This is a genomic window from Robertmurraya sp. FSL R5-0851 (genome assembly GCF_038002965.1).
GTDB lineage: Bacteria > Bacillota > Bacilli > Bacillales > Cytobacillaceae > Robertmurraya_A > Robertmurraya_A beringensis.
Map to the genome: position 1 here is coordinate 41,136 of NZ_JBBOOE010000002.1, position 24,922 is coordinate 66,057.

The following is a 24,922-nucleotide window of genomic DNA, read 5'->3' on the forward strand; positions in this document are numbered from 1 at the left end:
AACATCCCCCTCTTTACCCAATAAAGGAGGATAGGGTATGTCTAAGACTCTAGGAGAGTGGATGACTCTCTTTATCGCAATTAATATCATGTTTGCTCCTATTCTTACTTACGTCGATAGTTTACACAGAGAGGCTGTTGAGGTTGTCCTTACGGAAGGAGCAAAAAAAGCATCCATTGAAGGTAGATTTACCCCAGAAATTATTAACGAAATGAATTCTACTCTAGTGGATAATTATAATTTTGATTCAGATAAGATCACCATTAGTGCAACCCAAACTTTAACACCAAGAAATCAATATTTAACAGCAAGCATTGAAGCACCAAGAGGTTTTATTTTTATTTTAGATATCTTTGACCCAGCTCCATCTACTTTTAAGAAAGAGACGAAAATTCTTAGTGAATACATTAATTAGGAGTTGTTGATATGGCAACAACATTACGAACGATCCTGTTTATTTTGCTGTTTGCATTCATTACTCAAATGCAAATCAACCTAGACTCAGATAAAACTGCTACTCGACAAATAAAAAATGCCTTAGAGTTAGCTGTTCATGATGCTGCTCTAGCTATTTCTCCGATTGATATGGCTAATGGACGGATCGTTTTTAATCAAGATTTAGCGATATATAATTTATCAGAGAGTTTAAAATCTAATCTACACCTTGATACAGGTGCGGGCTATGTTTATACTCCGACTAGTAATTCCTTCTTTAAAAATGACCTATATATCTCTCATTTAGAATTTATTGATGATACAGTTACCCGTACGTATCCATATACCTATATAAATAATGATTACGACATAATGGAAACAGTCAATGGACCAAGTGTCATAGCAGTACTAACTACCGAAAGTCCCCGCTGGTTTAAAGGTGGAACAACCTATATCCGTCAAGCAGCGGTTTACGAATATATAAAGTAATTAAGAACAGGTAACCGAATACTTGATTGTGAATTAATATATGATATAAGAGCAAGGCCATCCGGCTTCTCAATTTTATTCTGGGGAAACCTTTATTCTTGAAGCAGACGTTTCTAATTATCCAATTGAATACGTGAAATCCACGTTAAACAATGCTCTATTAAGTAATCAAACCATCTATACTAAATCTGTGCCTTTATCCTATTTACGTCCACTTGTGTTTGGAGGGGAACTCTATGAGGAAATCTTCCAAGAATCTAATACATCTTTGACACAAGGGAAAAGATTTTATTTTCGAAGTTAAATACTCGAATGGAGTTATTAAGCAAGATAAGGTACAAATACAGATCATAGGTGATGTACTCTATGAAGGATTCCAATTTCATAGAAGATATTAAATTAAAAGAACCATGGAGAAATCTATGGTTCTTTTAGGTTTTTAATTGATTATGAATTAATTAATGATATAATTATTTTAAAGTGATGATAGGTTAAAAGAACTGTACTTTTATAGGTGTTGCTCCTTGTATCGCGCATAAATACCCGTTATAATAGTAGTATCAAATTTTCTTTCTATTATTTTTTTGCGACCTTATAGGTTAGCGGGTGTTTAAAGTAACGGTTCTTTGGGGCCAGGTATATAAGACATAGTGTTATTTACTATGCTCTTTTTTACCGCTCCAACGAGCCGTTTTTTTGTTGTCTACATACTAATTATCGTTGGAGGAGATCATGATGAAAAAGTTATTAAGTTTTCTACTGTTAGGAATGTTGGTTTTATCAGGATGTGGAACTGAGGAAGCAGTAGATAAGGAGAAAGATAAGGAAAAAACAGTAGAGGAAAACAAAGAAGCAGAGAAAGAGGAGAAAGAAACAATAGAAGAAACCGAGGAAGAGGTAAAAGTTGAAGAGGGAGAGAAAGAGGATACTACTACAGAAAGTGGAGCGGTTGCTCAAGAAGATAAGAAAGAAAGTAGTCAATCTGTTGCTTCTAATAACCAAACAGCAACAAAATCAACTCAGACTACAAATAAATCTACTTCAAATACAACTACTTCTACAGCTAATAAGCCTAGTACAAGTAACTCAACACCTACTCAGACAAAACCTAGTACAACAACTAGCCAACCAGCACCAAGTCAGCCAACGACTACGCAACCAAGTCAACCAGCGCCTAGTCAGCCTGCACCATCACAACCAAGTCAACCGGCTCCAAGTCAGCCAGCGCCAGCACAACCAAGTCAACCGGCTCCGAGCCAGCCTGCACCAAGTCAGCCAGCTCCAAGCCAACCAGCGCCTAGCCAGCCAACTGAACCAGCTAAAAGCTCATTAGAGACTGCTGTTCAAAATGCGTTACCTGGTGGTTATACAACTGGTAGTGACGGTTCTTCTGTCCTCATTCTTAGAGGAGGGTCACAAATCGCTAGCACTTTACCGGGAATTCTCACATTTAGTGCTTCTTTAGGTGGAGGAGATATGGATGCTTCTATGAAAGGTGCTACAGGTGTAGGAGGAAGCTACTCTGATATGAAAACTGTAGTAAATGCACTTTTAGCGGGTGAAATTACATCGCAAAGTGGAAGCACATCTGGAATGAAAAGAAGTGGAGTTATCTATTTAACTTGGTAACTAGAACTTTGGAAGATAAAGACTATGATATTCATTCATAGTCTTTTGACTCGAGTGTTTTACTTATCAAAAAGAGGTGATCATTTTTTGAAAGCAAGAAAATTGAAAAACGTCATACTATCAACTCTTGCCTCTTTATTGTTGTGTTCAACCATTTTTGATTATATCGCACCTCCATCCGTGGAGGCTGCTGAATCAAGAAAGGTTTCTGTTCCTTCTGGAACAATCAATAAATATATGAGGTGGGAAGATCCTAAAATTGTTTCTTATCCTAACAGCGATTATGGAAACTATCCATCAACTTACCAATATAATGATGGAGGATTTACAGGAACACTTACTGCAAAACGAATCATTCTTCGCCCAAAGCAAAAGGACTATCATCAGGATGCTATTTATCGTACTGAGTATCGAACTTTTACCAAAACTTACTCAAATATATATGGTAGAAAGCACGATGAAGATGTAGTTTACTGGCTGGGGATCAATGAGGATGGGTACAGCGGGAATATACCAAGGGTGTCACTTTCATGGACAGATAATTGGGCACGTGGCAGAACTGCTTCCCTGACTCAATATTGGACTGATTCTAATTATCGAGAATTTGCTAGTGAAGCGCCTGTTCCTACTACATATAATGGAACTCATTATGATGGTGCCACTGGCCAAAACGTATCCTACTCACTTCCAAAAAGCGGTGGTTTATATTCCATTGAGAATACAAAAATGTGGATTAGGTACCGTTCATTGGGTAGATCGGATTGGTACGATAAGGCGGCAAACTATTATTTGGGATTTATGTCTAATAACGCAACTTCTTATTATGCAGGGAACTGGACTGATCCAATGCCAGGAGAGGCTCCTGACCGATATTATGGGTTGCCAAGAAGTCTTTCTCCCTCTGATGTAAGATTAGTTGCCTATGGGTGGGATGAACCAGGAGTTGTCCACGCTGATTTTTATGCAAGTCTAGGGCCATTACAAGCATCACGTTTAGAATATTCCAATGGCTCCTATTATTGGAAATCAGAAAGCGGAAAGCTTAACAAGTACAGACGTGGGGTTTGGATTGACTACGATTTAAATGTTCCAGTAAGTAAGTATAGACAAGCTTATTCTGGAACTTTTGCTCTTCCTGACTACATAGTAGACTATACTGGGACAGCGACTTATGAGGGTACTTTATCAAAAGAGGTGTTTGACCATTGGGATGAGTACTACACTTCCGACCAATGGGATGTAGAGGTTGAGTACGAGGGAACAGTTTATTCAACAAACCTTACAGCAAAAACCATAACAATAACAGACACGAATAATTCTCCAGTAACACACTTAGTAAAGGGAAGACAATATAAAGCCTCTATGGTAGCAGGCAATAACGGTGAATTAAATGTAGGAGCTTATAAAGTTGGTTTCTATGAACAAGGAAATCGTAAAACACAACTAGATATACCGTCGCATAATTCTGGTAGCGACCAGACCTTAACCTATACCTTTACAGCTGAGACATCTGGCAATCGAACTTTTATGTTTAAGGTGGATGACAATAATGTGATTGCTGAAACCAATGAAACGGATGCTGATAATACTAAACAGGGAACTATTCTAGTTAATACGTTGCCAACCGTTGATCTCACTTATACTCCAACTGATGTATATGAAGGCGATACCGTACAAGTCTGTTCTAGACCACAAGATGAAGATAACAACCCATTAACGGTGAAGATCTTTATTAAAAAGGATAATGGAACAGAATCCACAGTTCTTTCAAGAACAAATGTTGCAAGTGGAGTCGAGCAATGTTATTCATTTGTCACAGAGGTTGGAAGATACGATATACGAACAACAGTCAATGATGGTTACGATGAAATTGGAACCTCTACATGGTTCTATTCTAAACCTTTAATTATTAATGGATACGTTAACCATACGGAACTTTGGAAACAGCAGCACTTAAAAGAGGGAAATCAACCTAACCAGTTTTATAGTGGGGAAAAGTTCTTGCTGGATGCAGAAACCTCGCCATATCCGACAAACTACGTGAAAGCAACACTCAAAGCGAGTCGAGCAGACCAATCACTTGTTAATACTTCCGTGCCATTAAACTATCAAACAAATATTCTCTATAAAGGGGAATTGTATGATGTAACTTTCCTCGAATATCCCAAGAACTTAAAGGTTGGACCTGCAGCTTTTGAATTTGAAGTTCAATACTCAAATGGAGTTGTAAAAAAAACAACAGTATACATTGAGATAATTTCAGATTCCTTTAAAACGTTCAGGATACACAGAAGATTTTAAGATTGGAGCAGATGTATACATCTGCTTTTTTTATATTTCTTAAACATTTCATGATAAAATAATAGTGTACCTTATAAATTTAAGAATAGATTAATATACATATTGGATAATTGATAGATAACCACTTAATGATTCCTTATTGGTAACAATTTCCTCCACATTACCCATCCAAAAATATTTCCACTATCAAAATTCTGTATTATAATCATTTTAGTCTGATAAAGGATAAAAATATAAATTGGTATTTATATTTATATAGATATATACAAACATGGGTAAATTGAATTAAAAATATACCATTTTTGGTGTATTTGGTATATTATAGGTAAGGAATAATGAAATTCTGAATTACACAAAGTGATAATTAATAATGTAAACATTGAATCAGATACTAAACCAATGAATTGGGGAAGCTGAGAAATATAATCTTTATTTGGACACTTGGATTATGTGGAGCAACTAGTGTAACCGACCCTCTTAGTATGAATTAAGAGGAGAATGAATAATGAAAAACTTAGGGAATTTAGAAATTACAAACTTTCAATTTACAAGTTACTGTATGAATAAGGCAGTAACCTTAACTTGATTAGATAATATTCTATACTTTTTTAAATTTGTACCCTAATATATTGTGAAAATCTACAATAATCAATTTTCTAATTATGTACACTATAGTTAACACACGAATAAAAGGATGATATCTCATGACAAATGAATCAATTATAAATGTACTTTATTATATTAAAAGAGTGGTATTTGAAGGAGAACACGAATCAGTAACAGAACTAATCTACGTAACAAAAGAGATTCATTCGTGCAATAACGGGATCTCTAATGTAACACCTGAAATAATTGCTTCTTCTCTTAGAGAAATTCCTTTAAGTCAAATTAAAAAAGAGAAGTTATCTTTTGAAGAAAGTGAAAACAAAGTATACATTTCAGAAGAACAAGCTTTACAATTATCTAATCTAGCTAAAGTGGAAGTAAACCCAGAATTTATTGAAACTGTAGCAAATTTACTATAATGTCTTGAATCCAGGTACCAAAAAATGATAAAATTTGATTATAGTTTTTTTCTAATTTTTTTATTTTTTGGCAACCGATCATTTGGTTAGCGGGCATTCTATTTTAAACTACAAGCGTCCTTTAGGGATGAGACTCAAACACTATTAACATTAGTAGTGTTTATTAAAAGTCCATTCTTAAAGGGCGCTTTTTTGCGTGGTTTTAAATGGAGAGGGAAGTTAAAAAAACTATCTTAAAACATTAAGAAGGGGCGTTGATTTATGGGCTATGTATCTAGTTGCAAAAATTCTTGTGAAGAGGGTTTCTACAAGAAGAGTGGGAGAGTCTTTTTTTCTAAGGATTGTATTAAGAGGCAGTTAGGAGATGATGAACATGTTTAAAATTACTTGTTTTGCTCCTATCGAGCCTGTTGATTTAGAAAAGAGACTAAAAGGGATCTATTTTAAAACGGTAAAGAAAGGCTTTGAATGGTCCATGGATGGAGCAAAGTTTCGAATTGAACCTTTTGAAAACCAACCACGAACCACAATGAAGGCGTATCGAGTAAGTTTTGATGGAGAGTTACATGGTGGACTTTACCTTTTTGATCTAACCATTGGTTGTCTTGAACCGCTTGTAACTTGTGTGGAATGTATTCTGGAGTACCCATCTATGAAGGATGTTGATTGGTTCAAGGAATTAAGGAAAAGGCCGTCATATCAAATGATTGACCCTAGAGGACTTTATATGAAGAAAGGGATAAGTGCTGTTGTATCTAACAACTCTTTAACTCTTAAACTTCATAGTAGAAAAAACAAAAACTTAAAATTGGCGGATTCATTAAATGAGATTGATATTCTTCGAGAGGACTTAGTTCCAAGCGAAGGTTTCGATCTTTTTTCGTGTTTACAGGAGGAAATTGCATGATGATGATCGAGTTTTATACGGGGATTGAGACACAATTTGTAGTTACTGAAAACCGCATTTATCGAAATGGAGAGGTTATTGCTGAAGGGGACATTCATGTTTATCACCTTATGTTAAATGATCATGCGTTTTTCAACATCGATCAAGGTGAAAACAACCCACCCTTATTCCTTAAGTTGGATAAGGTGACAGCAGTTTTACCTAGTCAGGAAGTGTACAGAGGAGAGAGACGGAATCGAACTGCTTTTAAAATGTCGTATTTGGTTCGCAAGCATGAAGAATGGATTCGTAACGAAGAAATTATTTCTGCAGTAGATGCTACTCATGCACGACAAATTTTAAAAGCTCAACATGGTAGTGATTTACGTGGTATCCGAACTACTCATGTTGCTTCTCTTATTGATTCGCTCTCTTCAGTTCAAAATCAAATATAAGGTTAAGGTGATTACACATGGCAGAGTCTAAAAAAAATCGATTTCTAGATTATTTTAATTGTAACAAAGGCCGAGTGCTTCGATTGCTAAAGCAAGAAGGAGAATATCAATCTTTCTCTCCTGAGCATGGCTATTTATATCTATTAGAAGTTGGGAAGGTAGCTGGCAATGCACTCATGTTACAAGTGGGCGTGAAGTCAGGTGAATTAATAATCTTAGATGTTGTGACAGCAGCATAATTTAGGAGGAATTCAGATGAAAAAAATAATGTTTAAAGCAACATTAATGAACCCATCAACAATTTCTGATTGTTTTATTGGAGAGGATTGTATCATTGACTTTCTTTATCAACATCGTGATTGTAGCAGCATTTTATTAAAAGGTGAAATGAATGAATTTTATCTTAAAGCTGAGTATGGAAAAGTCATTGATTGTATCGACAAAGAAGTAGAAGAACGAATTTCTACTTCTTTGAAAAACATTGAGGCAGCTGATAAAGAGCAAAAATGGTCCCCTTTGGAAGTTTTTAAAATAGACTTTGAAGTATTTTCCCTGGAATCTGTTTATATCTATTCACCGAATAGAAAACAAGTTGAACAGGATTTTGCTCTTTGGTCTATCTTTGATCCGATGGAGATTTATCAAGTGGCATAATATAAACATTTTACTTACTTCATAAGTAAACTCCCTTTCTAGTGGGGCTCTTACAATAAGACTCCCGCCATGCTAGATAGGGGGTCTATGAGGTGATAAAGATGGTTAAGAAAAAAGGACAAAAGGCGAATAAACCTTCTATTGCAGCTTCTCTCATGGAGACATTCATCGAGGATGGGTATTACCCAGAACTGAAACAATCAGAAGGAAAACTAAAAAAGCTTTCATCTTCCATACGAGAACAATTGAAATCGTCAGAAGTGAAGCGTCATGAATTTACGAAACATGGGTTAGTCGGTCGATTCATTGCCAAAAAGGTATATGAGACCGACTATCTTGCTTTGAATGAGTATTTATATGACGTGGGATTATTGCTTCAGGTAGTTGAAATTGATAATAAGGCTATTAAAAGCAATTTCCTCTACTATGACATGATCCAGGAGTTTAAATTGGAAGATACATTCTTTGTGAAACCGAATTTTAACAAAGTAGGGAAGGAGTTAAATAAGCTCCCTGACTCATTTGTGATTTCGGACGATTGTGCGATTGATGATCTGGCCAGTCAAATAGTCATGTTAAAACCGCGCGTCAAAGAACTAAAGAATGATTATGAACGATTGAAATGGAAGCTCATAAATTTGCCGGAGTTTGAGCAAATGATGTATTTGCCTAAAGAAAAAAGAGAGCCAATCCCTCACAAGTATGGAAGCATCTCTTTAGTAGCCAACCAACCAAGATACAACGTTCCTGCGGTCTATGACTATATCGGAGAGTGGTTGCTCATTGAGTATGGAAAGCCCAACTCGGAGCTACTAGAACGTTTCATCTTGAATGGAACGATCTCTAAAAAGGAAATTGACCAATTCAAAACCGTTAAGACGATTGATTTGGAATTTTCAGTTATGACTTTAGAGGATGAGGAGAAATTCCTGAATATGTTGGATAATAAAAATCGAACAGCAGCCGCTAATCGTATGGGTGCTTAATGGAGGACATACAGATGAAACTTCAATATTACGTGGAAATGAAAGACCTAAAAAATGTAGAAGAATGGTCTAACAAGATAGATATATATGGGTATGAAAATGAAGTTACTGTCATGGCTATGGGTTTTAGCAAAACTTATCCTATCACTGATTCAGTATCAATGGTCAATTGTATCAATGAGATCGTTGAAAAACTTGAGAAAGTGAATTGTGTTGTCATTAACCGAGAGGATAAAAGAGCGGCCTAACGCTTAATAGACCAAATTTAATCTAGTAAACAATTCAAGGAGGTGTAAGTCCTTGCTAAATGGATGTTTAGCGGGGGCAAGCCCTCCTTTTCATTATTTAGTATGGGCCTTATATGGTAATAGAGGAACGTAATGTAAATCGTATTGAATCTGATGATAATTTTATGGATTGGATATTAAATCCTGAAGAGAAATTACAGCAATTCAACGACATTAAAGAACAGATGAAAGAGGAGTATCTAAAAGATTGTTTTGATTGGGTACTAACTTTTTCAGGTGGAAAGGATTCTTCGCTAGTTGCTGCTCTTGCATGGCAAATACTTGAAAGTCTTACTCCAGAACAACGACATAAAAGGGTACACATAGTTTCTTCGGATACGTTGGTGGAGACAAATCAAATCACCAAACACTTACATGCTAACTTAGAATTGATGGCTAAAAACGGTAAAAAACTTGGAATTGAGGTTCATCTAGTCCAGCCACGAATGATTCAAAGATATTTTAGACATGTAATTGGTTTAGGGGTTATTCCTCCCGCTCCAGGTAAGGGATTTTCCTGGTGTTCGGACCGAATAAAGATAAAACCTGTGAGTGAGCTTATGGTGAAATTATTAAAACAACAGCCTGTAGTGATACCTGAGCCCGAACATGAGCACAGGTTAACTCTATTGCTCGGTGTGAGATTGGATGAGTCAATTCGACGTGCGTCAAAAATCAGGTCCCATTCAGGTGACGATGTGTTTGGAAAACATGATTACGTACCAAAATCGAGAGTCTACCACCCGATTAAGTATATTTCGACAGATGATTTATGGAATTGGCTATCTTACAATACGAATACACTCCCATGGGGAACTCCATTAGAAGACCTAAAAGCTCTCTATGGCGGTAATAACTCAAAAGAGTGTCCAGTTATCCGTAGTAAGAGTGAATTGAATCAATCGTGTGGTTCTACCAACAGCAGAAACGGATGTTGGGTATGCCTTTATTCGGGGAGAAAAGACAAGATGCTGCAAGAACTAATTGACGGAGGAGACACTTCTGTTACGTATCTTGCAGAGTGGAAAGCATTTCTTTATGACGTGACCTTTGATTGTAGATACAAGGATCCGATTAAAGGGATTAAAGATATAGAGAAGAAATCTAAAGATGATTTCTTAGATAATGGTTTTCTAGGTGATGAGAGTCTTTGGTATGCCAATGAATTTGAGCAATACACCGAAGAGTACCAAACCTATGAAAGAGCATCAAAAGGAAATGGAAAAGGTGAATATGATCCTGGGAAGTTTTCGTTTGAAATGAGAAGAATCTTGCTTGAAAAGTTATTCTACACTCAGAAAATGGCTGGATACTCACTGATTTCAGATGAAGAGGTAGAACACATTCTTAAGGAGTGGGCCAATGAAGGATTTCATGTTTCTTTAGAAGATATACAGCCAATTAACCATCAATATGATGGAGCGGTTGTTCTAAAGAGAGATTGGTCTATTAATGAAAATGAGACAACAAATCCTAATCCCATTTTCTATGTTCAGTTGCCGATGAATATGTCCGCTAAGGAACTAGCTGTCTATCATAAAGAGCGCCAGCGGTTAACAGGTAGAAGTATCTTCTGCTACTACGACCATACTGATCTTGCTCATATGAAAGCTGTCTATAACTCAGCTACATTTATTGTCTGCAAAGATGGGATCACTACTCAGGAACAAGCTAAAGACTATGTAAATGAGTGGTTTTACTTAGCTGGAACAGTAACGATGGGAACGGATGGACAGCCCTTTACGAAAATGACAAAGGAAGCCTTTCATGCGACTTTAAATCATTTGATGTTAGATACTCTTCAAAACTCTTTAATATCGTTAGACACGGAAATTAAAGGGTTAAAAGAGGATTCTACAGTCCTTGATGAATTGGACCATGCCGAACAGGAGAGGTTATCGAAAAAGTGGTTACTTATTCAAAGGTGGATCAGGCCAAAACCACAGAAATTTAAAAGGGAAGAAAATTTATTTTCTTTTGAGGAAGGTTTAAATAAAAAAACTAAAAAGCTATCAAATGTAGCAGCCAATCCTATTCAAACGAAAAACGATGGTCAGCTCGCATTTATTATTTAATTTAGGAGGAAAATAGAATGATAGAATTATTAAAAGAAATTGCAAAAGGGGTAACTTTATTTCAAAAGAGATTGTCTTACTTTTGTTATTTAGCAATACTACCTGGTACTTTTATTTATCTGAAATTAGAAGACGCGTTAACTTTAGTGGAGTTCTTGTCAGTAGTTCTTGCTGCACTTACTACTCTTTGGGTAGTTAATTTGGGTGTAGCATTAATTAATAGATTGTATATCCATCTTGGTTACGGTGGCGAGGAGATTCAAGAGTTAAATGTATTTAACAAAGGTGATCTTTCACAGCTAAAGAATATTAATAAAATGAAAAATACAGAAACACTTTTAAAGGGATTTGAAAAAATGGATGATAAGGACTCAGGATACCTGTTATTTCTTAGTCCATTAGAAAGATTTATACATCTATTCTCCTTTTTAGTATTTTGTGTGTCATTTATCATTTTGTGCTTGAAAGTAGGGAGCCTTTCATTGGATTGGGATAGCGTAGGTGGTTGGTTAGCAGTAAATGGGTTTGGCTTAACCATTTTTTACTCCGCTCAAACTCAAGGTAAATCAAGACTAAATAAAGTGATTCAATCTTTAAAAGATAAGATTCACGAGGAAATTCGCATTAAAAACGATAAAAAGTTGGATGTACTCTTACAGAAGATTACAACAATGGATAAAAGGATAAAAAAAGCAAATAAAAAATGATTATAATTGAGTGGATCCATTAAGGTTCCACTCTTTTTTATTTATTTGGCGGACTCTTTTAATTGAAACATATTACCTACAATTTTTTGGATACACAGGAAGAAAACGTATGTTCGTTGTGGTATAATAGAGAAGACAATTGCATAGTTGCAGGGTGGGGCGGTTGAGCCTTCCATTTGGGAGGTGATAAATCGTGGATTTGAATACAGCAATGTTCATGGTAGCATTGGTAACTCTAATCGTACTTTTGATTGAAAAAATAAAAAAGTAGAACCCACCCTGTCTCTGGCCGGATCAGGTGGGTTCTACTTTAGATCTCACTAACATTCTGCCAATCGCACCCATTCTGCGATTATGCGTTGTTAAGGTAAGCGTAGTGTTACGAGCACTGCGCTTATTTTTAATATATGGAATATCTAACCCTATTATAGACTAATTTTACAAAAAAATAAAATAATTTATTGTAATCTAATACCAAATTATAAGAATTACTTATATATACCAGGAGTACCTAATATGAAAGAACGCTTATTAAATTTAGACGCAATTCGAGGATTAGCAATTACGGGAATCTTATTTGTAAATATTATATCTTTTGGATGGCCAGAACTATACGACTCTAACCCTAGTTCTTATTGGACTACTCCACTAGAGCAATACATACATGAAATTCTCCGAATCTTCATTCAGTCTAATTTTTATCCTGTTTTTGCAATGCTATTCGGAATAAGCTTAACTTTTGTTTTTAAAAGCGCAGAGAAGAGAGGTTATAACCCTTACTATATCTTTTCAAGAAGACTTTTTTTCTTACTAGTGATCGGAGCAGCTCACGCTTTTCTTATCTGGTATGGCGATATTTTATTAGTCTATGCGGTGCTAGGTTTCTTACTACTCCTTTTCTACCGTTTAAAGCCAAAGAACATTCTCATAGCAGCCGCTAGTATATGGACAATTCCTAACTTACTTTACGGTTTTCTTTTGAAATTAAACAAGACAGAGTTACCGACAATTAACAATACGGATTTAATCCGATTAATAATAAATAATTACCAAAGTAATTTCTTTAATGGTTTCATTCAAAATATTATAGATTGGAGCCAGCTCTACACAGTGTCTAATATTCCTTTTGTCATTATTAGCATTTTTCCCATGTTCTTGTTTGGACTTTATTTTGCTAAGAGTCAGTGGATTACTAAGATATCTCTGCACCAGTACACTAATCTAAGAGTATATGTTTTATTTACTTCTGGAATATTAGGATTCACACTTAAAAGTTTACCAATGTTGAATCCAAATTCTTTTATTTCCCATCACTTCTCAGAAGCTTTTGGAGGGCCATTAATCGGCTTATTTTATGTGTTACTCGTATTAGTCTTAATGAGAAAAACTGAAATAAATATGACCTATTTTAGCAATCTAGGTAGAATGTCAATGACAAACTATCTTCTACAGTCCATTATAGGCTTTATATTATTTAAGTTTTTCGGTTTATATGGTTTAATAGCTCCAATAAAAGCAATCTCTTTAGGTTTTGGCATATTAATTATTCAATCTATATTTAGTTATTTCTGGTTGAAGAAGTACTCATATGGACCAGTCAATGTATTTGGAGGAAGTATACTTATCCAAACAGGATAAAACATAAACAATAGTTAATAATGGTAAAAGGAACGTGTTTAGCAGTCACAATGGATTTAACTTTCTGTCTGAGTTTTTTCTCCTATTTCTTTTCTCAGTCACTTTACAGGGAGTTAATTCATGTGGAACCTAACACGTTCCTTTTTCGATTCTTAATAACGTTCGAAAACCTCTAGAACATTAGACTAAAACACTAGTATTTTTTTAATTCTCTATTAAAACAGTAGTTTATTACCAATATATTCTAACCATTTCAATACTATCGTTCTATTTACGGAACTCCGCCTAAAAGGTAATATTTTCATGTAATTACATTATTAGGAGGTTATTTATGAAAAAGAAACTAATACCTATTACTCTGTCTTGTTCCCTTGCTCTAGCATTATTTTCACCTGGGCTAAATCTTGTAAAAGCAGAAGAAATCACTCCAGTTTTAACCGAAGAACAACCCACACAGCTTCTTGTCGAGTCTGAGAACCTAGTAATCTATCAAGTATTAGAAGCTGATGGCTTTACTTATGAATACCATGAAGAAATTATTACAGATGGTGAAATTCAAGACGTAGTGATCACTAAGTACAAAGTAATTGACGGTGAAAAAGTACTAGTAGAAGAAAGTGAGCAAACCATTGAGACGACAGAAAATGGTGATATATTAGTTACTTCAGATCAAACAGAAGAACCCGTATTAATTGAAATTACTGACATTCAGGAAACTCCAGAGGTCCCTACTGGGACAGTCGATGTACTGCCACCTCCAACAACTGTTACGAAATCAGGAATAAATTACGCAAGTTCATTAAGATACCAAACCGGTTCTGGCGGTTCATACATAGCTGACACAAGATGGATTACTTACTCCGATGGGTCAGCGACTGCTATAATGAACGGGCAAAGTCCTTACTATAAATATACAAAAACAGGTAATGACAACTTTAAAATTTTCAAAATTTATGCTAATGATTTAAAGAAAAAGGAATTAGAATTAACCGTAATTGGAGGGGCTTTATCAGTTGCGGATGCTTTAATAGATGCGATTAAAAGTGGAAAAATTCTTTCTTGGACACTTCTGAAAACTGTATCATCAAAAGTATTAAAAAGCATCCCAGCTGTAGGTACCCTTTATGCACTTTGGGATTACGCAGGAACATACTTGGATGCAAGAACATATTATCGTAGAATATAGCATATAGTCTAAATAAATTAACTTAAGGATGGTAATATGTAATGGCATTTTTAAGTGTCCTACTTGCTTTTTTGTATGCTGTGTTCGCAGCTATATTGGTCAAGATTATTTCAAAGACATTTTTGAAAAAGGGGAAGCCATATGAGTTAGGCTTTTTCCTGTCTGCTGTTGCATTAGCTGCATTTTCAATTGGAATTCTATTGTTAGATACCCCGTTTGGAACTTTAAACTTCTTTATAAAAGCGGGTTTAACCATTAGCATTCTACAGTTTTTTATGTTACCAGTATTACTGGTACTAAAGAAAACAAGGAAACAAACGTATCATAAGTTTATTCAGTGGTTTGAACAGACATTATAAGAACTCGATTGGGGGTCACGTAATACGTGACTTCTTTTTGTTATTTACTTATTTTTTGATCGAACCCATTATCTAATAATGTTAATATTTTACTATGAGGGAAGTGAGGTACAAACTCAATGAGAGCACTTAGCAAACGTGAAGTAGAAAATATAATGTCCAGTCTTTCAGAAGACCAAAGAAACTTTCTTATGGAACATACGAAGCAAAGTAAAAAGAGTAAATGGATAGAGACATTAGCTAATAAGAAAGGTATTGTATTATCGGATAATATGAGTTTAGAAGCAGTTGAAGAAATGTTGGATGAGTGGGTGTTAGTAGACGTTTTAGATGGGGGCTATGGAAGTAGACCCTACGAATGTGAATGTGGAAAATCCCTACGTTTCCAATATATCGTTTACCACAAAAGGGATGATACAACCTATAAATTAGGAGAAACATGTTTTGAGCATTACACCGATCTTCAACCAGAAGTACTCAAAGATATTAAAACTGGTTTTCATCTAGTTGATTTAGAAAGAGACGAAATCTTACTTAAGTTTAAGCAAAAAGACAATCCTGATTTAACTAAATACCTTGTCGTTGATACTATTCCACTGAATATAAAACAACAAATTCAGCTTCATATCCCCCTCACAAACAACCAATTAGCTAAAGTAAAATATTTGATGACTGAATACGACCTACAGTTAAAAAGGGAAGAAGCCTATAACAATCTTACACAGCAACAATTGCTTGTATTTAATACCTTAATCTCTAAAGAACAAAAGGAAATATTAAATAAATTTGTTCACTCAACCGGCTTACTAATAGAGCAAGAACACGCTGAGAAAATAGGGGATCTAGAAATCGGAGAGTTTGCGTATGCAAATCTCCCATTATTAGAAAGACACTTGCCAATAATTGATGAATATATAACTGAATTGGACAAGAAAGAGAGAGATAGCAAAAAATTGATAACTTATCAAACATTAATAGAACTACATTTAAAAGAACTGAAGAAACTATCTAATTTAGAATCTGTAATGTCTATAGGACAGCGGAGGGAATGGGAAGAGATAAGACTATCCGTTAAGTCTCTTAAAAATGGAAGTACTTTTGATTACGAACTATTTTGTATCAAAATAGAAAATCTTCGATATGCCTTGAAAACATATTTATCATAGATACTTTTTACCTAATAAACCACTAAAACTATTGCCTCTAACTCCAATAAATAGTAAGATTATATCAGTTCTACTTTTTGTTTTTTTAATTTTTTTGCAACCATATATTTGGTTAGCGGGTTATGATATTAAACGTATGCGTCCTTTGGGATAAGATTTTAAGACACTTTATTTCTATGTGTCTATTAAAGTCCATTCTGAAGGGCGCTTTTTTGCGTTCTAATATAAAAATATTTAACTATTTTATTTCAGAAAGGGTGGTAGTAATGGCTGTAACAATGTCACAGTTATTAGGAATTCAAGGAGATGTAGTAGAGGATTGTAGAAAGAAAACGAAAGCACTAGCTTCGAATGCGAAATACCGTATGTCTATAGAGGTTCTTTTGAAAGATGGTACTCGTCGCTTTTACATCGCGAAAGAACTTGATCAAAAGAAAGCTCTACGTGAAGTATTAACATTTGTTGCTGCGATTGAAAGTGCTACTGGGGAAAAAGTGATGTGGAGAAGAACAGGCGAAAAAACGTACCATATGAGTACTAACTATACGTCTCGTCCTTCCTTAGTGGAACGTGCAAAATCAGCTTTTTTAAGCTATTTTTTTGACATTGAAAACTAATTTATCACACACTACAAAATATTAAAAAGGGCTTCTGACTGACTAGGTCAAATAAAATTAGAAAAGAGGAAATATATTTATGAATAAGGTAATGTTAACGGGTCGTTTAACAAAGGATGTAGAACTTCGTGGAGGAGAAAATAAAGTCGGTGTACTTACCATTGCTGTCAATCGTAAATATACGAATCAACAAGGTGAGCGTGAGGCTGACTTTCCACAAGTTAAAACGTTTAAGAAGCTAGCTGACAATTGTGCTAAATATCTAACTAAGGGTAGTCTAGTTGCGATTGATGCAGAGCTTAGAACTGGTTTTTACGATAAAGATGGAAAGAGACAATACACTATGGAACTCATAGCAAATGATGTTGAATTCCTTGATTCTCGTAAACCTTCAAACAACCATTCTAACGCAACAAACGGAGATAATTCATATGAGGAGCCACCTTTTAACCAACAAGATCCATTCTCAGGCAGTCAAGAAATCGATGCTGATATACCTGATTGGATGAGATAAAGGTCGGCTGAAATTCAAGAAACGTTCATTCTTTATAAGAGTGAACGTTTTTTATTTAAATTGCAAAGGCAAAGGGGGCCAAGAAACTAATTTCTTGCTATTTTTTGTTTAAGGAGGAATCAAGGATATGCTGCCGCATTGTTACAAAAATAAAGAAGCGGTTAAGCCTTTCTTACAAAAAGCAAAGGAAAACCTTCCATACCTCGCTTATATCACCATTTATTGTGCTTATACAGAAGAGGACCAGATGTTTAAGGTTGTCGCTCTAACACACCTTAGAAACTTCTTTAAGAAGGGCAAGATTTCAAAGGAGATATTCGAAGAGCTTATTAGCATGTTAGATACCTTTCGTGATCCATACCAGGATTTTTATGAGAGAGGTGGCTATCGTACTTGGGCCGATACAAAAACTAATATTTTAGGAGGATTAAGTTTATGAGTCATGTAGGTAACAAGATAAGAGCTGGCTTTTTCGCCACTCCCCAAAAACAAGGAGAATACTTAACTCAATTACTAGAAGTGGAAGGAAGCGGAGTATGGCTAGACCCGACTTGTGGAGAAGGAGAAATCCTTAATCAACTAGCAACCACTTTCCAAACAGAGGATTGTAGAATCAGTACTTACGGAGTGGAATTAGATAAAGCAAGAGCCGAGAAAGCAGAATCCATTTTAACTCACCTTATCAATGCTCCAATCGAGAGTATGGTGATCCAGAATGATGCAGTCTCTTTTCTATATCTCAACCCACCTTATGATTTTACGATGAAAGGCATGGACGACGATTCAGCTGAACGCAAAGAATGGACCGAACTATACCGAAATACCCGCTATCTTAAAGACAAAGGATTAATGATGTATGTGATTCCTTCTTATAGATTTGCGGATAAGAAAATTGCTCGATTCCTGGCCACTCATTTTTATAATGTTGGCATGATGCGTTTCTCTGATGAAGATTTCGATGATTATCGCCAGTGCATTTGTGTGACCTGTTAAGTGACTAAGCCTAAAATGGCGAAATCACTTGGATTTACTCATTTGTAAATCTAACTTCTGATTCGAAGGTTGGAATGAGGAAACCATGATTTCTGAAACGACCTCACTGATACTCCTACATGCGTTTATTAGGACAGGAATAGATGTATGAAGCTAGGTAAAGTCAGTTGAAAGTTACCGTAATGACAATCTTGTCACACGAAAGTCCTTTAGAGGTAAAGGATGTAACCTATAGGCTGGGTGTCTATAAAATGTCTATGGTGAGAATGACCAACAAAATATAGTCTGACGAAGTTCCGAATGTACGGGTCTAGAACTGGTCAATATCTAACGGTATTGCTGATATGAATATCAGGTGAATTATCGAAAAGTAAAAGTAGATGCTATGAAATTCGTACATCAATCTATGGTGATGTAAATTCACAGGCTCAAAGGAACCACCTAAGGACATATGCACAGATAGAATCAGAGGAACTGGGAAAGCAAAGGACACATCAAAAGGGGACTGTCATTCCTGTGGTTGCTATAAGGCTCCATTTGCCGAAATGCATTTACCTTTGTGAGAGTAAGGGCACTACCGTTGAAGTTTCTGTAATGGAAATGGAGGAATAGCCCTGAGTCTACCAAAAGTTAAACAGATATTCTAAGAGGCTTATTGCAAGGATCAGGTATGAACATGGGAAATCATTCCGAGAAAGGAGTGATCCACTATGCAAACACAATTACGGTACTGGTCATATTACGGTATGACCGAAACTTTCGACGAGTTATACAGAGGTAGCAAGGAAGGTAAATCTTTTGAACGTCTTTACGACATCATCACATCAAGAGAAAACATTCTACTTGCTTATCGCACAATCAAAACTAACAAGGGCTCAAAAACACCGGGAGTAGATGGAAGGACTATCAAAGATTTTCAGAACCTCTCGGAAGAAGGACTAGTTTCCTTTATTAAGAAACGTCTTTCTAATTACCAGCCAATGAAAGTTAGGAGAGTTTTTATACCTAAGCCAAACGGTAGCGTAAGACCTCTAGGAATTCCAAGCATGAGTGACAGAATTATACAACAAGCATTCAAACAGGTTCTTGAACCTATTTGTGAAGCTAAATTCTACAATCACTCATATGGTTTTCGTCCGCTAAGGTCTACACATCAAGCCCTAGCTAGAGTTAGTTCTTTAATTAACCTGACGAAACTCCACTATGTAGTAGATATTGATGTTAAGGGATTCTTCGATAACGTCAATCATACCCTACTACTTAAACAGCTATGGAATATAGGGATAAAAGATAGAATAGTCCTACGAATAATTAGCAAGATGCTTAAGGCTGAAATTGATGGGGAAGGCATTCCAACTAAAGGTACTCCACAAGGCGGTATCTTATCACCATTACTATCCAACGTGGTACTTAACGACTTAGACCAATGGGTATATGGACAATGGGAAAACTTCAAAACTCGAACCGGATATGATAATCCAAGCAACAAATACCGAGCCATCAAAAAAACAAAACTCAAAGAAGGTTATATCGTTAGGTATGCTGACGATTTTAAAATCCTATGTAGAGATTGGAAAACTGCCAACAAGTGGTATCATGCCGTGAGACTCTATCTAAAAGACCGCCTAAAACTCGACATTTCACCCGAAAAATCAAAAGTGGTCAACTTACGTAAAAACAAGTCCGAATTTCTTGGCTTTACATTAAAAGCTGAAACAAAAGGCAGAAAATATGTTGCACGAACTGGAATTACCGCTAAAAAGAAGGAACAGCATAAGGTGAAAGGACGCAGACTAATCAAACAGCTGCAAAAGAATCCTACACCCCAAAATGCACTTCTTTATAACAGCTGGGTACTTGGTATCCATAATTACAGTAAGCGTGCAACACTCGTAAATATACAATTTGCGAATATCGCCTTTCAATTAAGCAGAGCCCTATACAATCGTCTCAATAGAGTAAGTAAATATGGATACCCTATAAATGCACCTCCTTCATACAAGAAATTCTATAAATGTTCCATTAAGACTTATAGATTCGGAGATGTATACCTATACCCGTTGATGGATGTTAAATTTGAAACTCCATTAGGATTTTCACAATATTTAACACCATTCACCGAACAAGGAAGGCAGTATATCCATATGGAACTAAAGGGGAATGTTTTGATTGAAATAAGGAAACTTATGAAATCTAACATACCTAATAGAAGCATTGAATACTTTGACAACCGAATTAGCAGGTACAGCATGAAAAGCGGCAGATGTGAGATAACTGGTAACTTTCTACCAGCAGAACATGTCCACTGTCATCACTATGTACCTATTAGTCTAGGAGGAACAGATGATTTCAAAAATCTGCGAATCATAGACAAATTCGCTCACAAATTAATTCATGCTACAAACTCTGAGACAATAAACAAATATCTAAAATTGCTTAACCTAAAAAGTCAAGCAATAGAGAAAGTTAACAATTACCGTGAGAAGTGTCACCTAGAACCTATCTGTTAGGATAACTGAGGTAGATGGAACGCCGTATGATGGGAAACTATCACGTACGGTGTGGGACGGGGGAAAAGGTCAGGCTGTAATGTCTGTTTACGGAGGAAGTTTAATCACAACTATCCGAAGACTTACCTATCGTCATTTATTGGTAACAAGAAGTCTGGAAAACACAAAGAGTTTAACCAAAAGCTTTTTGATTTTCTTACTCACATGGAATCCGATGATTTTGTACTCGAGAAAGTTACTCCGATCGATCGTTTTGTTACAGCGGGCAAGAAATGGAATGTACCTGCAGGTGTTGAGGAATTAAAAACCTTCTATACCAAACTAGCGAATAAATCTGATTACGTAGACAGCATTCGTCAGAGCAAGGGATTCCAAGCATTTATGAACCGTTCTAAGCCAAGGCAATTAGAAATCGGAGGAAATCCTATTTTACCTTTGAATTCTGGTCAACTAGCACTCTTATTAGCTAGTGGAGCGGTAAACGGAGAAATAGGAGAGGGAGACAATTACCACTTGGTTCAAGGACTTGAAATCGTGAAGAAGATTCCTTCAACCGAACGAAAGCTAAATGAAAGTGGTAGTGTATCCGTAATTACTAAGATCAAAACTCGCCGGGAAGTGTCCGTTAAGGTAATTACCCCGAGCGGTGTAATTATGAAGCTGGTCTAGGAGGAGAAAAGATATGAAGAAGTTAACAGATTCAAATCTTACAGTATCTCTTATGAAAGAAGAAGAATGGTACTTCTTCGAGGTACTTGGTTTCTCAAATGAAATTACTGGTATCAAATTAGAAGCTGGTAAATTCTATATCCAATTTATCGGTGGAGACTTTGAGGAACCGCAAGAGTTTTGGATAGAGTATAACCAAACAGCATTTAATGAGATGTGGCAATATGAGTTTAGAAATGATTTTACCTACTCTATATCACCCGATGAATTAACACTTGGCATGCTTAATGATTTATTCATGAGTGCTTACTGCATGATTAAGGATCAGTCCTATACTTGCAAGCACATGGGGGAATAATGTGATCCAATATATCAGGGTATGTTCATTTGGAAATTATGAATTTGGGTATTATCAATTTCCCACTGGAGGATGTAAGGACGAATACCAAGTGGTAGCTCGTCTTTGGCTAAGAGAATTCAACTTCTTAGACGAACGCATCTTATCCTATGAGGATTCGACTCGAGAAGCAATTGAAAGTCTTTCATTTTATGTGGAAGAGGGGTATACATTCCATAACTGTTACGGAAAGTATTCATTTTCAGGTGGGTACCAGCTCGTACAATCAGATTCAGGTATTATGCCTGTTTTGCTGAGTATGGTTTAAACAAAAAGACTGTAAAGGTCTTGTGGCATATAAAAGAGGTTTTGAAGAAATTTTCTTCATGCCTCTTTTTTTTACTTTAAAACATTATTGGAGGTTCAATCATGGAAAATCAAATGTCTTTATTTAGCGTTGAAGAGAGTAATTTAGCGGTATTAGATATACGTTCGGAGCAACAAATCAATAAGAAGGTTTCGTACGATGTGGGCGAGAAGATCGGGTTGGCACGTAAAGACTTAGCGGCACTTAGAAAGGGATTTGAGGATAATCAAACTTTTTCTGCTTTAGAAGAGATTGAAAATATTAGCTCTGTCCTTGCTGCTCAAATTATAACAAAATCTGAACTATTTAAAAGCTTTTCTTTGGAAAAAGAGAACGAGAATTGTACAAAGCCTTCTGTTGCTCGTGCCAAACAATTGATCATCCAACGAGTAGATGCTACTCCAAGTGGTGATTCAAAAGAAAGCCGTGAGCAATATATGAAGGCTGCGCAATTTGTGCTTCACCGTTTTGACATGATTAGAGAAATGGAAGACTTATATTCATTTATTTCTGACGTTTCTACTATCATTCGTTACGAAGGCAGAGACTGCTCATTTTATGTGAAGAGAATTGATGAACTGCTAGCCATGCAAAAGGATCTAGAAAAAGGGTCAAAGGATTATGAAAAAATTAGTAACCAGTTAGCGAACTGTAAGACCATTATGAGAGGTATCGAAAGGGCAAACCGTTTAGGTTTAAGCAGCTTAGGAAAGAAGTTTTGTAACCTTTTCAAAAGCCAAACAAGCTACGGGAGTACTATTAGGAATGCTCTTAAGGTTGATTCCTGGGAGGATTTATTAGGAAAAAAAGAAAAAAAATCTACAGGGAAGAGAAAGCCTGTATGGGAGCGGACATTACCTGAGCGACCAGATCGTATTGGTGGTGCTCAAAGTCCTGTAGAAAAACCCGAAGATTTAGTACAGTTCTTTGGCTTTCGTGGAGTTGAGTTCGGCCATTACGTCGATGATTCTAAAGCAACTGAACATCTTCTTCGTTCATCAGAAGCGATGATGGATCTTGCTGAATTACTCGAGGTAGGTTATTCGTTTGTATCTCTCGATGGAACGCTTGCCATGGCCTTCGGAGCTAGAGGAAGAGGCGGTTCTGCCCTTGCGCACTATGAACCGTTTTCTAACGTCATAAACATGACCAAACAACGTGGTTGTCTTGGAATCTTTGCCCATGAATTTTGGCACTCATATGACAGTTACCTCTACCGCCTAAGCCATAACGGAAAGTACGGAAAGTTAGACTATGCTTCAAACCCAGATACTTTAGGTTCACACATTGATTCTTTGGTATCCATTCTGTTCTCTGAACTAATTGAAGTGATTAAGAAAGGGAAAAGTGTAGCTTACTTTGAGAATACGAATGACGATAAAACCTTTTGGAGAGGTACAGAATTTAAGTCTTGCTATCGTCGTCACAACGGAGATTTATTGGCTGCTATGACTGAAAAGGTTGAATCGGCTAAAGCTCAGCTAGAGTCAGATATTCAATTCTATTCACGTGTTAGCATCCATGCAGACCAAAGAATCGAAAAAGCGAAAAAAGCTTTCGAGAGAAATATAAAAAAGTTTGCTCAAGCCTTAGCTTGGTTTCATGAGCAGCAAACAGGTGAGCGAGTGGATAGAATTCCATACCCAACGGATAAGTCTAACTACTATCAAGCTTCCATCTCATTAGACAAGGGGAAGGTAGATAAGTATTGGAGTTCCAATGTGGAGCTTACCGCTAGAGCCTTTGAATCCTATATCCAAGATAAGCTTGTAGCAAGCGGAAGAAGAAGCGATTACCTCGTAGCAGGGACTCGTACAGATAGCATAGCTTTTCCTATGGGAGAAGAGAGAACAGCCATTAATGAAAAATTCGAATTAATTTTCAAGTATCTACGTGATATTGAAATTTTAAAATAGGGGGAAAAGTGTATGACGTATTCATATCTATGTATAGGTTGTAATCAAGGACTCAAATACAACGGATTTAAGGGCCAACAGGTGGTTCTAAAACATATCCGTCATGGTGAGGTAATAGAGAGTATTCAAGGCGAATATGACGGTTATGGACAGGTCATAAATGATAGCTGGGACAGTCTAAAAGAGGTTCAATGTTCTCTATGGTGCTTTGAGGATTCGACCGATTTTAACAAAAAAGTCTATCAAGGTCAGTTAATGAACTGGATTGATTTTCGTATCTTAATAGCAAAAGAACGAGGAATCGATATGGTACCTGGAGACAAAGCATGGAAATCGGGAGATGAACTCACTCAGGAAATGATAAACGAGTGGAAGAACATACCCAATATTCCTGTTGAACATCCACGTTCGGGGATTGAAGCATGGCATTTATCTTGCCATGAATCTGCTAGCAAAGAAAAGCAGGATGCTCATATCATATCTAAAAACGACCCATATTTAGGAATGGGGGACTTATAAATGACTGCCGTTCTCTATGATGAAGAAAAGATGAAACGCTTTGTTGATAAAGACCGTTATTTGTCATTTGTATTCAATGACCTTCAAATGAGAAATCATTCCAAGTCAGAGGCCTTGTTATACATCTTCAATAGCAATGTCCTAAACGATACAGCCGTGGAAGATGAATATAACCGTTTATAAATCTATTGTGAGGACTTTC

Annotated in this window: 28 protein-coding genes and 1 riboswitch; all 28 genes read left to right on the forward strand. The window is 36.1% G+C overall.

Features of this window, described 5'->3' with window-relative positions; genetic code table 11:
- The first annotated feature begins 37 nt into the window (after positions 1-37).
- The 28 genes from MKX65_RS24405 (at position 38) to MKX65_RS24540 (ending at position 24,903) form a co-directional block, all read left to right on the forward strand.
- Entirely contained in the window at positions 38-415 is a 378-nt protein-coding gene (locus tag MKX65_RS24405) for a hypothetical protein (protein WP_340906478.1), read from the forward strand.
- Between the two features lie 11 nt (positions 416-426).
- The gene (locus MKX65_RS24410; RefSeq protein ID WP_340906481.1) at positions 427-924 is read left to right on the forward strand and encodes a peptidase M23; all 498 of its coding nucleotides are present in this window, start codon (positions 427-429) and stop codon (positions 922-924) included.
- A 735-nt stretch (positions 925-1,659) separates the two neighbouring features.
- Positions 1,660-2,553 carry a hypothetical protein gene (locus tag MKX65_RS24415; protein WP_340906484.1) on the forward strand — a complete coding sequence of 298 codons (894 nt, stop codon included), beginning with the start codon at positions 1,660-1,662 and terminating at the stop codon, positions 2,551-2,553.
- Positions 2,554-2,640: 87 nt separating this feature from the next.
- Positions 2,641-4,854, forward strand: coding sequence for a CARDB domain-containing protein (locus MKX65_RS24420; RefSeq protein WP_340906485.1), 2,214 nt, complete (start codon positions 2,641-2,643; stop codon positions 4,852-4,854).
- A gap of 399 nt (positions 4,855-5,253) precedes the next feature.
- Positions 5,254-5,336, forward strand: a riboswitch (cyclic di-GMP riboswitch).
- Between the two features lie 222 nt (positions 5,337-5,558).
- Complete coding sequence (locus MKX65_RS24425; RefSeq protein ID WP_340906487.1) at positions 5,559-5,879, forward strand: hypothetical protein; 321 nt, start codon at positions 5,559-5,561, stop codon at positions 5,877-5,879.
- 373 nt (positions 5,880-6,252) lie between these two features.
- Positions 6,253-6,786: a hypothetical protein gene (locus MKX65_RS24430; protein ID WP_340906488.1), complete on the forward strand. Its 534-nt coding sequence runs from the start codon at positions 6,253-6,255 to the stop codon at positions 6,784-6,786.
- Positions 6,783-7,220, forward strand: coding sequence for a hypothetical protein (locus MKX65_RS24435; RefSeq protein ID WP_340906490.1), 438 nt, complete (start codon positions 6,783-6,785; stop codon positions 7,218-7,220). The genes MKX65_RS24430 and MKX65_RS24435 overlap by 4 nt, the downstream gene beginning before the upstream one ends.
- 17 nt (positions 7,221-7,237) lie before the next feature.
- Positions 7,238-7,459, forward strand: a complete 222-nt coding sequence (locus tag MKX65_RS24440) for a hypothetical protein (protein ID WP_340906491.1) — start codon at positions 7,238-7,240, stop codon at positions 7,457-7,459.
- A 16-nt stretch (positions 7,460-7,475) separates the two neighbouring features.
- Complete coding sequence (locus MKX65_RS24445) at positions 7,476-7,874, forward strand: hypothetical protein (RefSeq protein ID WP_340906492.1); 399 nt, start codon at positions 7,476-7,478, stop codon at positions 7,872-7,874.
- A 92-nt stretch (positions 7,875-7,966) separates the two neighbouring features.
- Complete coding sequence (locus MKX65_RS24450; RefSeq protein ID WP_340906494.1) at positions 7,967-8,860, forward strand: hypothetical protein; 894 nt, start codon at positions 7,967-7,969, stop codon at positions 8,858-8,860.
- 14 nt (positions 8,861-8,874) lie between these two features.
- A complete protein-coding gene (locus MKX65_RS24455) occupies positions 8,875-9,108 on the forward strand; it encodes a hypothetical protein (RefSeq protein ID WP_340906495.1) in 234 nt (77 codons plus the stop codon).
- Between the two features lie 113 nt (positions 9,109-9,221).
- Positions 9,222-11,222 (forward strand): hypothetical protein, encoded by a 2,001-nt coding sequence (locus MKX65_RS24460; RefSeq protein ID WP_340906497.1) that lies wholly within the window; start codon positions 9,222-9,224, stop codon positions 11,220-11,222.
- A 17-nt stretch (positions 11,223-11,239) separates the two neighbouring features.
- Positions 11,240-11,929, forward strand: coding sequence for a hypothetical protein (locus MKX65_RS24465; protein ID WP_340906498.1), 690 nt, complete (start codon positions 11,240-11,242; stop codon positions 11,927-11,929).
- Between the two features lie 516 nt (positions 11,930-12,445).
- Positions 12,446-13,567 carry a DUF418 domain-containing protein gene (locus MKX65_RS24470; RefSeq protein WP_340906499.1) on the forward strand — a complete coding sequence of 374 codons (1,122 nt, stop codon included), beginning with the start codon at positions 12,446-12,448 and terminating at the stop codon, positions 13,565-13,567.
- Positions 13,568-13,898: 331 nt separating this feature from the next.
- Positions 13,899-14,753 (forward strand): hypothetical protein, encoded by an 855-nt coding sequence (locus tag MKX65_RS24475; RefSeq protein ID WP_340906500.1) that lies wholly within the window; start codon positions 13,899-13,901, stop codon positions 14,751-14,753.
- A 41-nt stretch (positions 14,754-14,794) separates the two neighbouring features.
- Positions 14,795-15,112: a hypothetical protein gene (locus MKX65_RS24480; protein WP_340906502.1), complete on the forward strand. Its 318-nt coding sequence runs from the start codon at positions 14,795-14,797 to the stop codon at positions 15,110-15,112.
- A gap of 119 nt (positions 15,113-15,231) precedes the next feature.
- Complete coding sequence (locus tag MKX65_RS24485; RefSeq protein WP_340906504.1) at positions 15,232-16,278, forward strand: hypothetical protein; 1,047 nt, start codon at positions 15,232-15,234, stop codon at positions 16,276-16,278.
- A 212-nt stretch (positions 16,279-16,490) separates the two neighbouring features.
- The gene (locus MKX65_RS24490; RefSeq protein ID WP_340906506.1) at positions 16,491-16,895 is read left to right on the forward strand and encodes a DUF6018 family natural product bioysynthesis protein; all 405 of its coding nucleotides are present in this window, start codon (positions 16,491-16,493) and stop codon (positions 16,893-16,895) included.
- A gap of 79 nt (positions 16,896-16,974) precedes the next feature.
- The gene (locus tag MKX65_RS24495; protein ID WP_340906508.1) at positions 16,975-17,409 is read left to right on the forward strand and encodes a single-stranded DNA-binding protein; all 435 of its coding nucleotides are present in this window, start codon (positions 16,975-16,977) and stop codon (positions 17,407-17,409) included.
- A 127-nt stretch (positions 17,410-17,536) separates the two neighbouring features.
- Complete coding sequence (locus MKX65_RS24500) at positions 17,537-17,848, forward strand: hypothetical protein (RefSeq protein ID WP_340906509.1); 312 nt, start codon at positions 17,537-17,539, stop codon at positions 17,846-17,848.
- Positions 17,845-18,402 (forward strand): DUF6094 domain-containing protein, encoded by a 558-nt coding sequence (locus tag MKX65_RS24505; RefSeq protein WP_340906511.1) that lies wholly within the window; start codon positions 17,845-17,847, stop codon positions 18,400-18,402. Before MKX65_RS24500 ends, MKX65_RS24505 begins: the two co-directional genes overlap by 4 nt.
- Positions 18,403-19,112: 710 nt before the next feature.
- Positions 19,113-20,912: a group II intron reverse transcriptase/maturase gene (gene ltrA / locus MKX65_RS24510; protein WP_340906513.1), complete on the forward strand. Its 1,800-nt coding sequence runs from the start codon at positions 19,113-19,115 to the stop codon at positions 20,910-20,912.
- 204 nt (positions 20,913-21,116) lie between these two features.
- Positions 21,117-21,581: a hypothetical protein gene (locus MKX65_RS24515; RefSeq protein ID WP_340906515.1), complete on the forward strand. Its 465-nt coding sequence runs from the start codon at positions 21,117-21,119 to the stop codon at positions 21,579-21,581.
- Positions 21,582-21,594: 13 nt separating this feature from the next.
- Positions 21,595-21,939, forward strand: a complete 345-nt coding sequence (locus MKX65_RS24520; RefSeq protein ID WP_340906516.1) for a hypothetical protein — start codon at positions 21,595-21,597, stop codon at positions 21,937-21,939.
- A 1-nt stretch (position 21,940) separates the two neighbouring features.
- Positions 21,941-22,246 carry a hypothetical protein gene (locus MKX65_RS24525; protein ID WP_340906519.1) on the forward strand — a complete coding sequence of 102 codons (306 nt, stop codon included), beginning with the start codon at positions 21,941-21,943 and terminating at the stop codon, positions 22,244-22,246.
- Between the two features lie 101 nt (positions 22,247-22,347).
- Positions 22,348-24,201: an LPD1 domain-containing protein gene (locus tag MKX65_RS24530; protein ID WP_340906521.1), complete on the forward strand. Its 1,854-nt coding sequence runs from the start codon at positions 22,348-22,350 to the stop codon at positions 24,199-24,201.
- A gap of 12 nt (positions 24,202-24,213) precedes the next feature.
- Positions 24,214-24,720, forward strand: a complete 507-nt coding sequence (locus tag MKX65_RS24535; RefSeq protein ID WP_340906523.1) for a hypothetical protein — start codon at positions 24,214-24,216, stop codon at positions 24,718-24,720.
- On the forward strand, positions 24,721-24,903 hold the full coding sequence (locus tag MKX65_RS24540; protein ID WP_340906524.1) for a hypothetical protein: 183 nt from the start codon (positions 24,721-24,723) through the stop codon (positions 24,901-24,903).
- Positions 24,904-24,922 lie beyond the last annotated feature (19 nt).

What these genes read in the sequence shown, in the direction of transcription:
- MKX65_RS24405 (WP_340906478.1), top strand. Translation starts at nt 38, where the DNA reads ATGTCTAAGACTCTAGGAGAGTGGATGACTCTCTTTATCGCAATTAAT.
- MKX65_RS24410 (WP_340906481.1), top strand. Translation starts at nt 427, where the DNA reads ATGGCAACAACATTACGAACGATCCTGTTTATTTTGCTGTTTGCATTC.
- MKX65_RS24415 (WP_340906484.1), top strand. Translation starts at nt 1,660, where the DNA reads ATGAAAAAGTTATTAAGTTTTCTACTGTTAGGAATGTTGGTTTTATCA.
- MKX65_RS24425 (WP_340906487.1), top strand. Translation starts at nt 5,559, where the DNA reads ATGACAAATGAATCAATTATAAATGTACTTTATTATATTAAAAGAGTG.
- MKX65_RS24430 (WP_340906488.1), top strand. Translation starts at nt 6,253, where the DNA reads ATGTTTAAAATTACTTGTTTTGCTCCTATCGAGCCTGTTGATTTAGAA.
- MKX65_RS24435 (WP_340906490.1), top strand. Translation starts at nt 6,783, where the DNA reads ATGATGATGATCGAGTTTTATACGGGGATTGAGACACAATTTGTAGTT.
- MKX65_RS24440 (WP_340906491.1), top strand. Translation starts at nt 7,238, where the DNA reads ATGGCAGAGTCTAAAAAAAATCGATTTCTAGATTATTTTAATTGTAAC.
- MKX65_RS24445 (WP_340906492.1), top strand. Translation starts at nt 7,476, where the DNA reads ATGAAAAAAATAATGTTTAAAGCAACATTAATGAACCCATCAACAATT.
- MKX65_RS24455 (WP_340906495.1), top strand. Translation starts at nt 8,875, where the DNA reads ATGAAACTTCAATATTACGTGGAAATGAAAGACCTAAAAAATGTAGAA.
- MKX65_RS24460 (WP_340906497.1), top strand. Translation starts at nt 9,222, where the DNA reads ATGGTAATAGAGGAACGTAATGTAAATCGTATTGAATCTGATGATAAT.
- MKX65_RS24465 (WP_340906498.1), top strand. Translation starts at nt 11,240, where the DNA reads ATGATAGAATTATTAAAAGAAATTGCAAAAGGGGTAACTTTATTTCAA.
- MKX65_RS24470 (WP_340906499.1), top strand. Translation starts at nt 12,446, where the DNA reads ATGAAAGAACGCTTATTAAATTTAGACGCAATTCGAGGATTAGCAATT.
- MKX65_RS24475 (WP_340906500.1), top strand. Translation starts at nt 13,899, where the DNA reads ATGAAAAAGAAACTAATACCTATTACTCTGTCTTGTTCCCTTGCTCTA.
- MKX65_RS24480 (WP_340906502.1), top strand. Translation starts at nt 14,795, where the DNA reads ATGGCATTTTTAAGTGTCCTACTTGCTTTTTTGTATGCTGTGTTCGCA.
- MKX65_RS24485 (WP_340906504.1), top strand. Translation starts at nt 15,232, where the DNA reads ATGAGAGCACTTAGCAAACGTGAAGTAGAAAATATAATGTCCAGTCTT.
- MKX65_RS24495 (WP_340906508.1), top strand. Translation starts at nt 16,975, where the DNA reads ATGAATAAGGTAATGTTAACGGGTCGTTTAACAAAGGATGTAGAACTT.
- MKX65_RS24500 (WP_340906509.1), top strand. Translation starts at nt 17,537, where the DNA reads ATGCTGCCGCATTGTTACAAAAATAAAGAAGCGGTTAAGCCTTTCTTA.
- MKX65_RS24505 (WP_340906511.1), top strand. Translation starts at nt 17,845, where the DNA reads ATGAGTCATGTAGGTAACAAGATAAGAGCTGGCTTTTTCGCCACTCCC.
- ltrA (WP_340906513.1), top strand. Translation starts at nt 19,113, where the DNA reads ATGCAAACACAATTACGGTACTGGTCATATTACGGTATGACCGAAACT.
- MKX65_RS24515 (WP_340906515.1), top strand. Translation starts at nt 21,117, where the DNA reads ATGGAATCCGATGATTTTGTACTCGAGAAAGTTACTCCGATCGATCGT.
- MKX65_RS24520 (WP_340906516.1), top strand. Translation starts at nt 21,595, where the DNA reads ATGAAGAAGTTAACAGATTCAAATCTTACAGTATCTCTTATGAAAGAA.
- MKX65_RS24530 (WP_340906521.1), top strand. Translation starts at nt 22,348, where the DNA reads ATGGAAAATCAAATGTCTTTATTTAGCGTTGAAGAGAGTAATTTAGCG.
- MKX65_RS24535 (WP_340906523.1), top strand. Translation starts at nt 24,214, where the DNA reads ATGACGTATTCATATCTATGTATAGGTTGTAATCAAGGACTCAAATAC.
- MKX65_RS24540 (WP_340906524.1), top strand. Translation starts at nt 24,721, where the DNA reads ATGACTGCCGTTCTCTATGATGAAGAAAAGATGAAACGCTTTGTTGAT.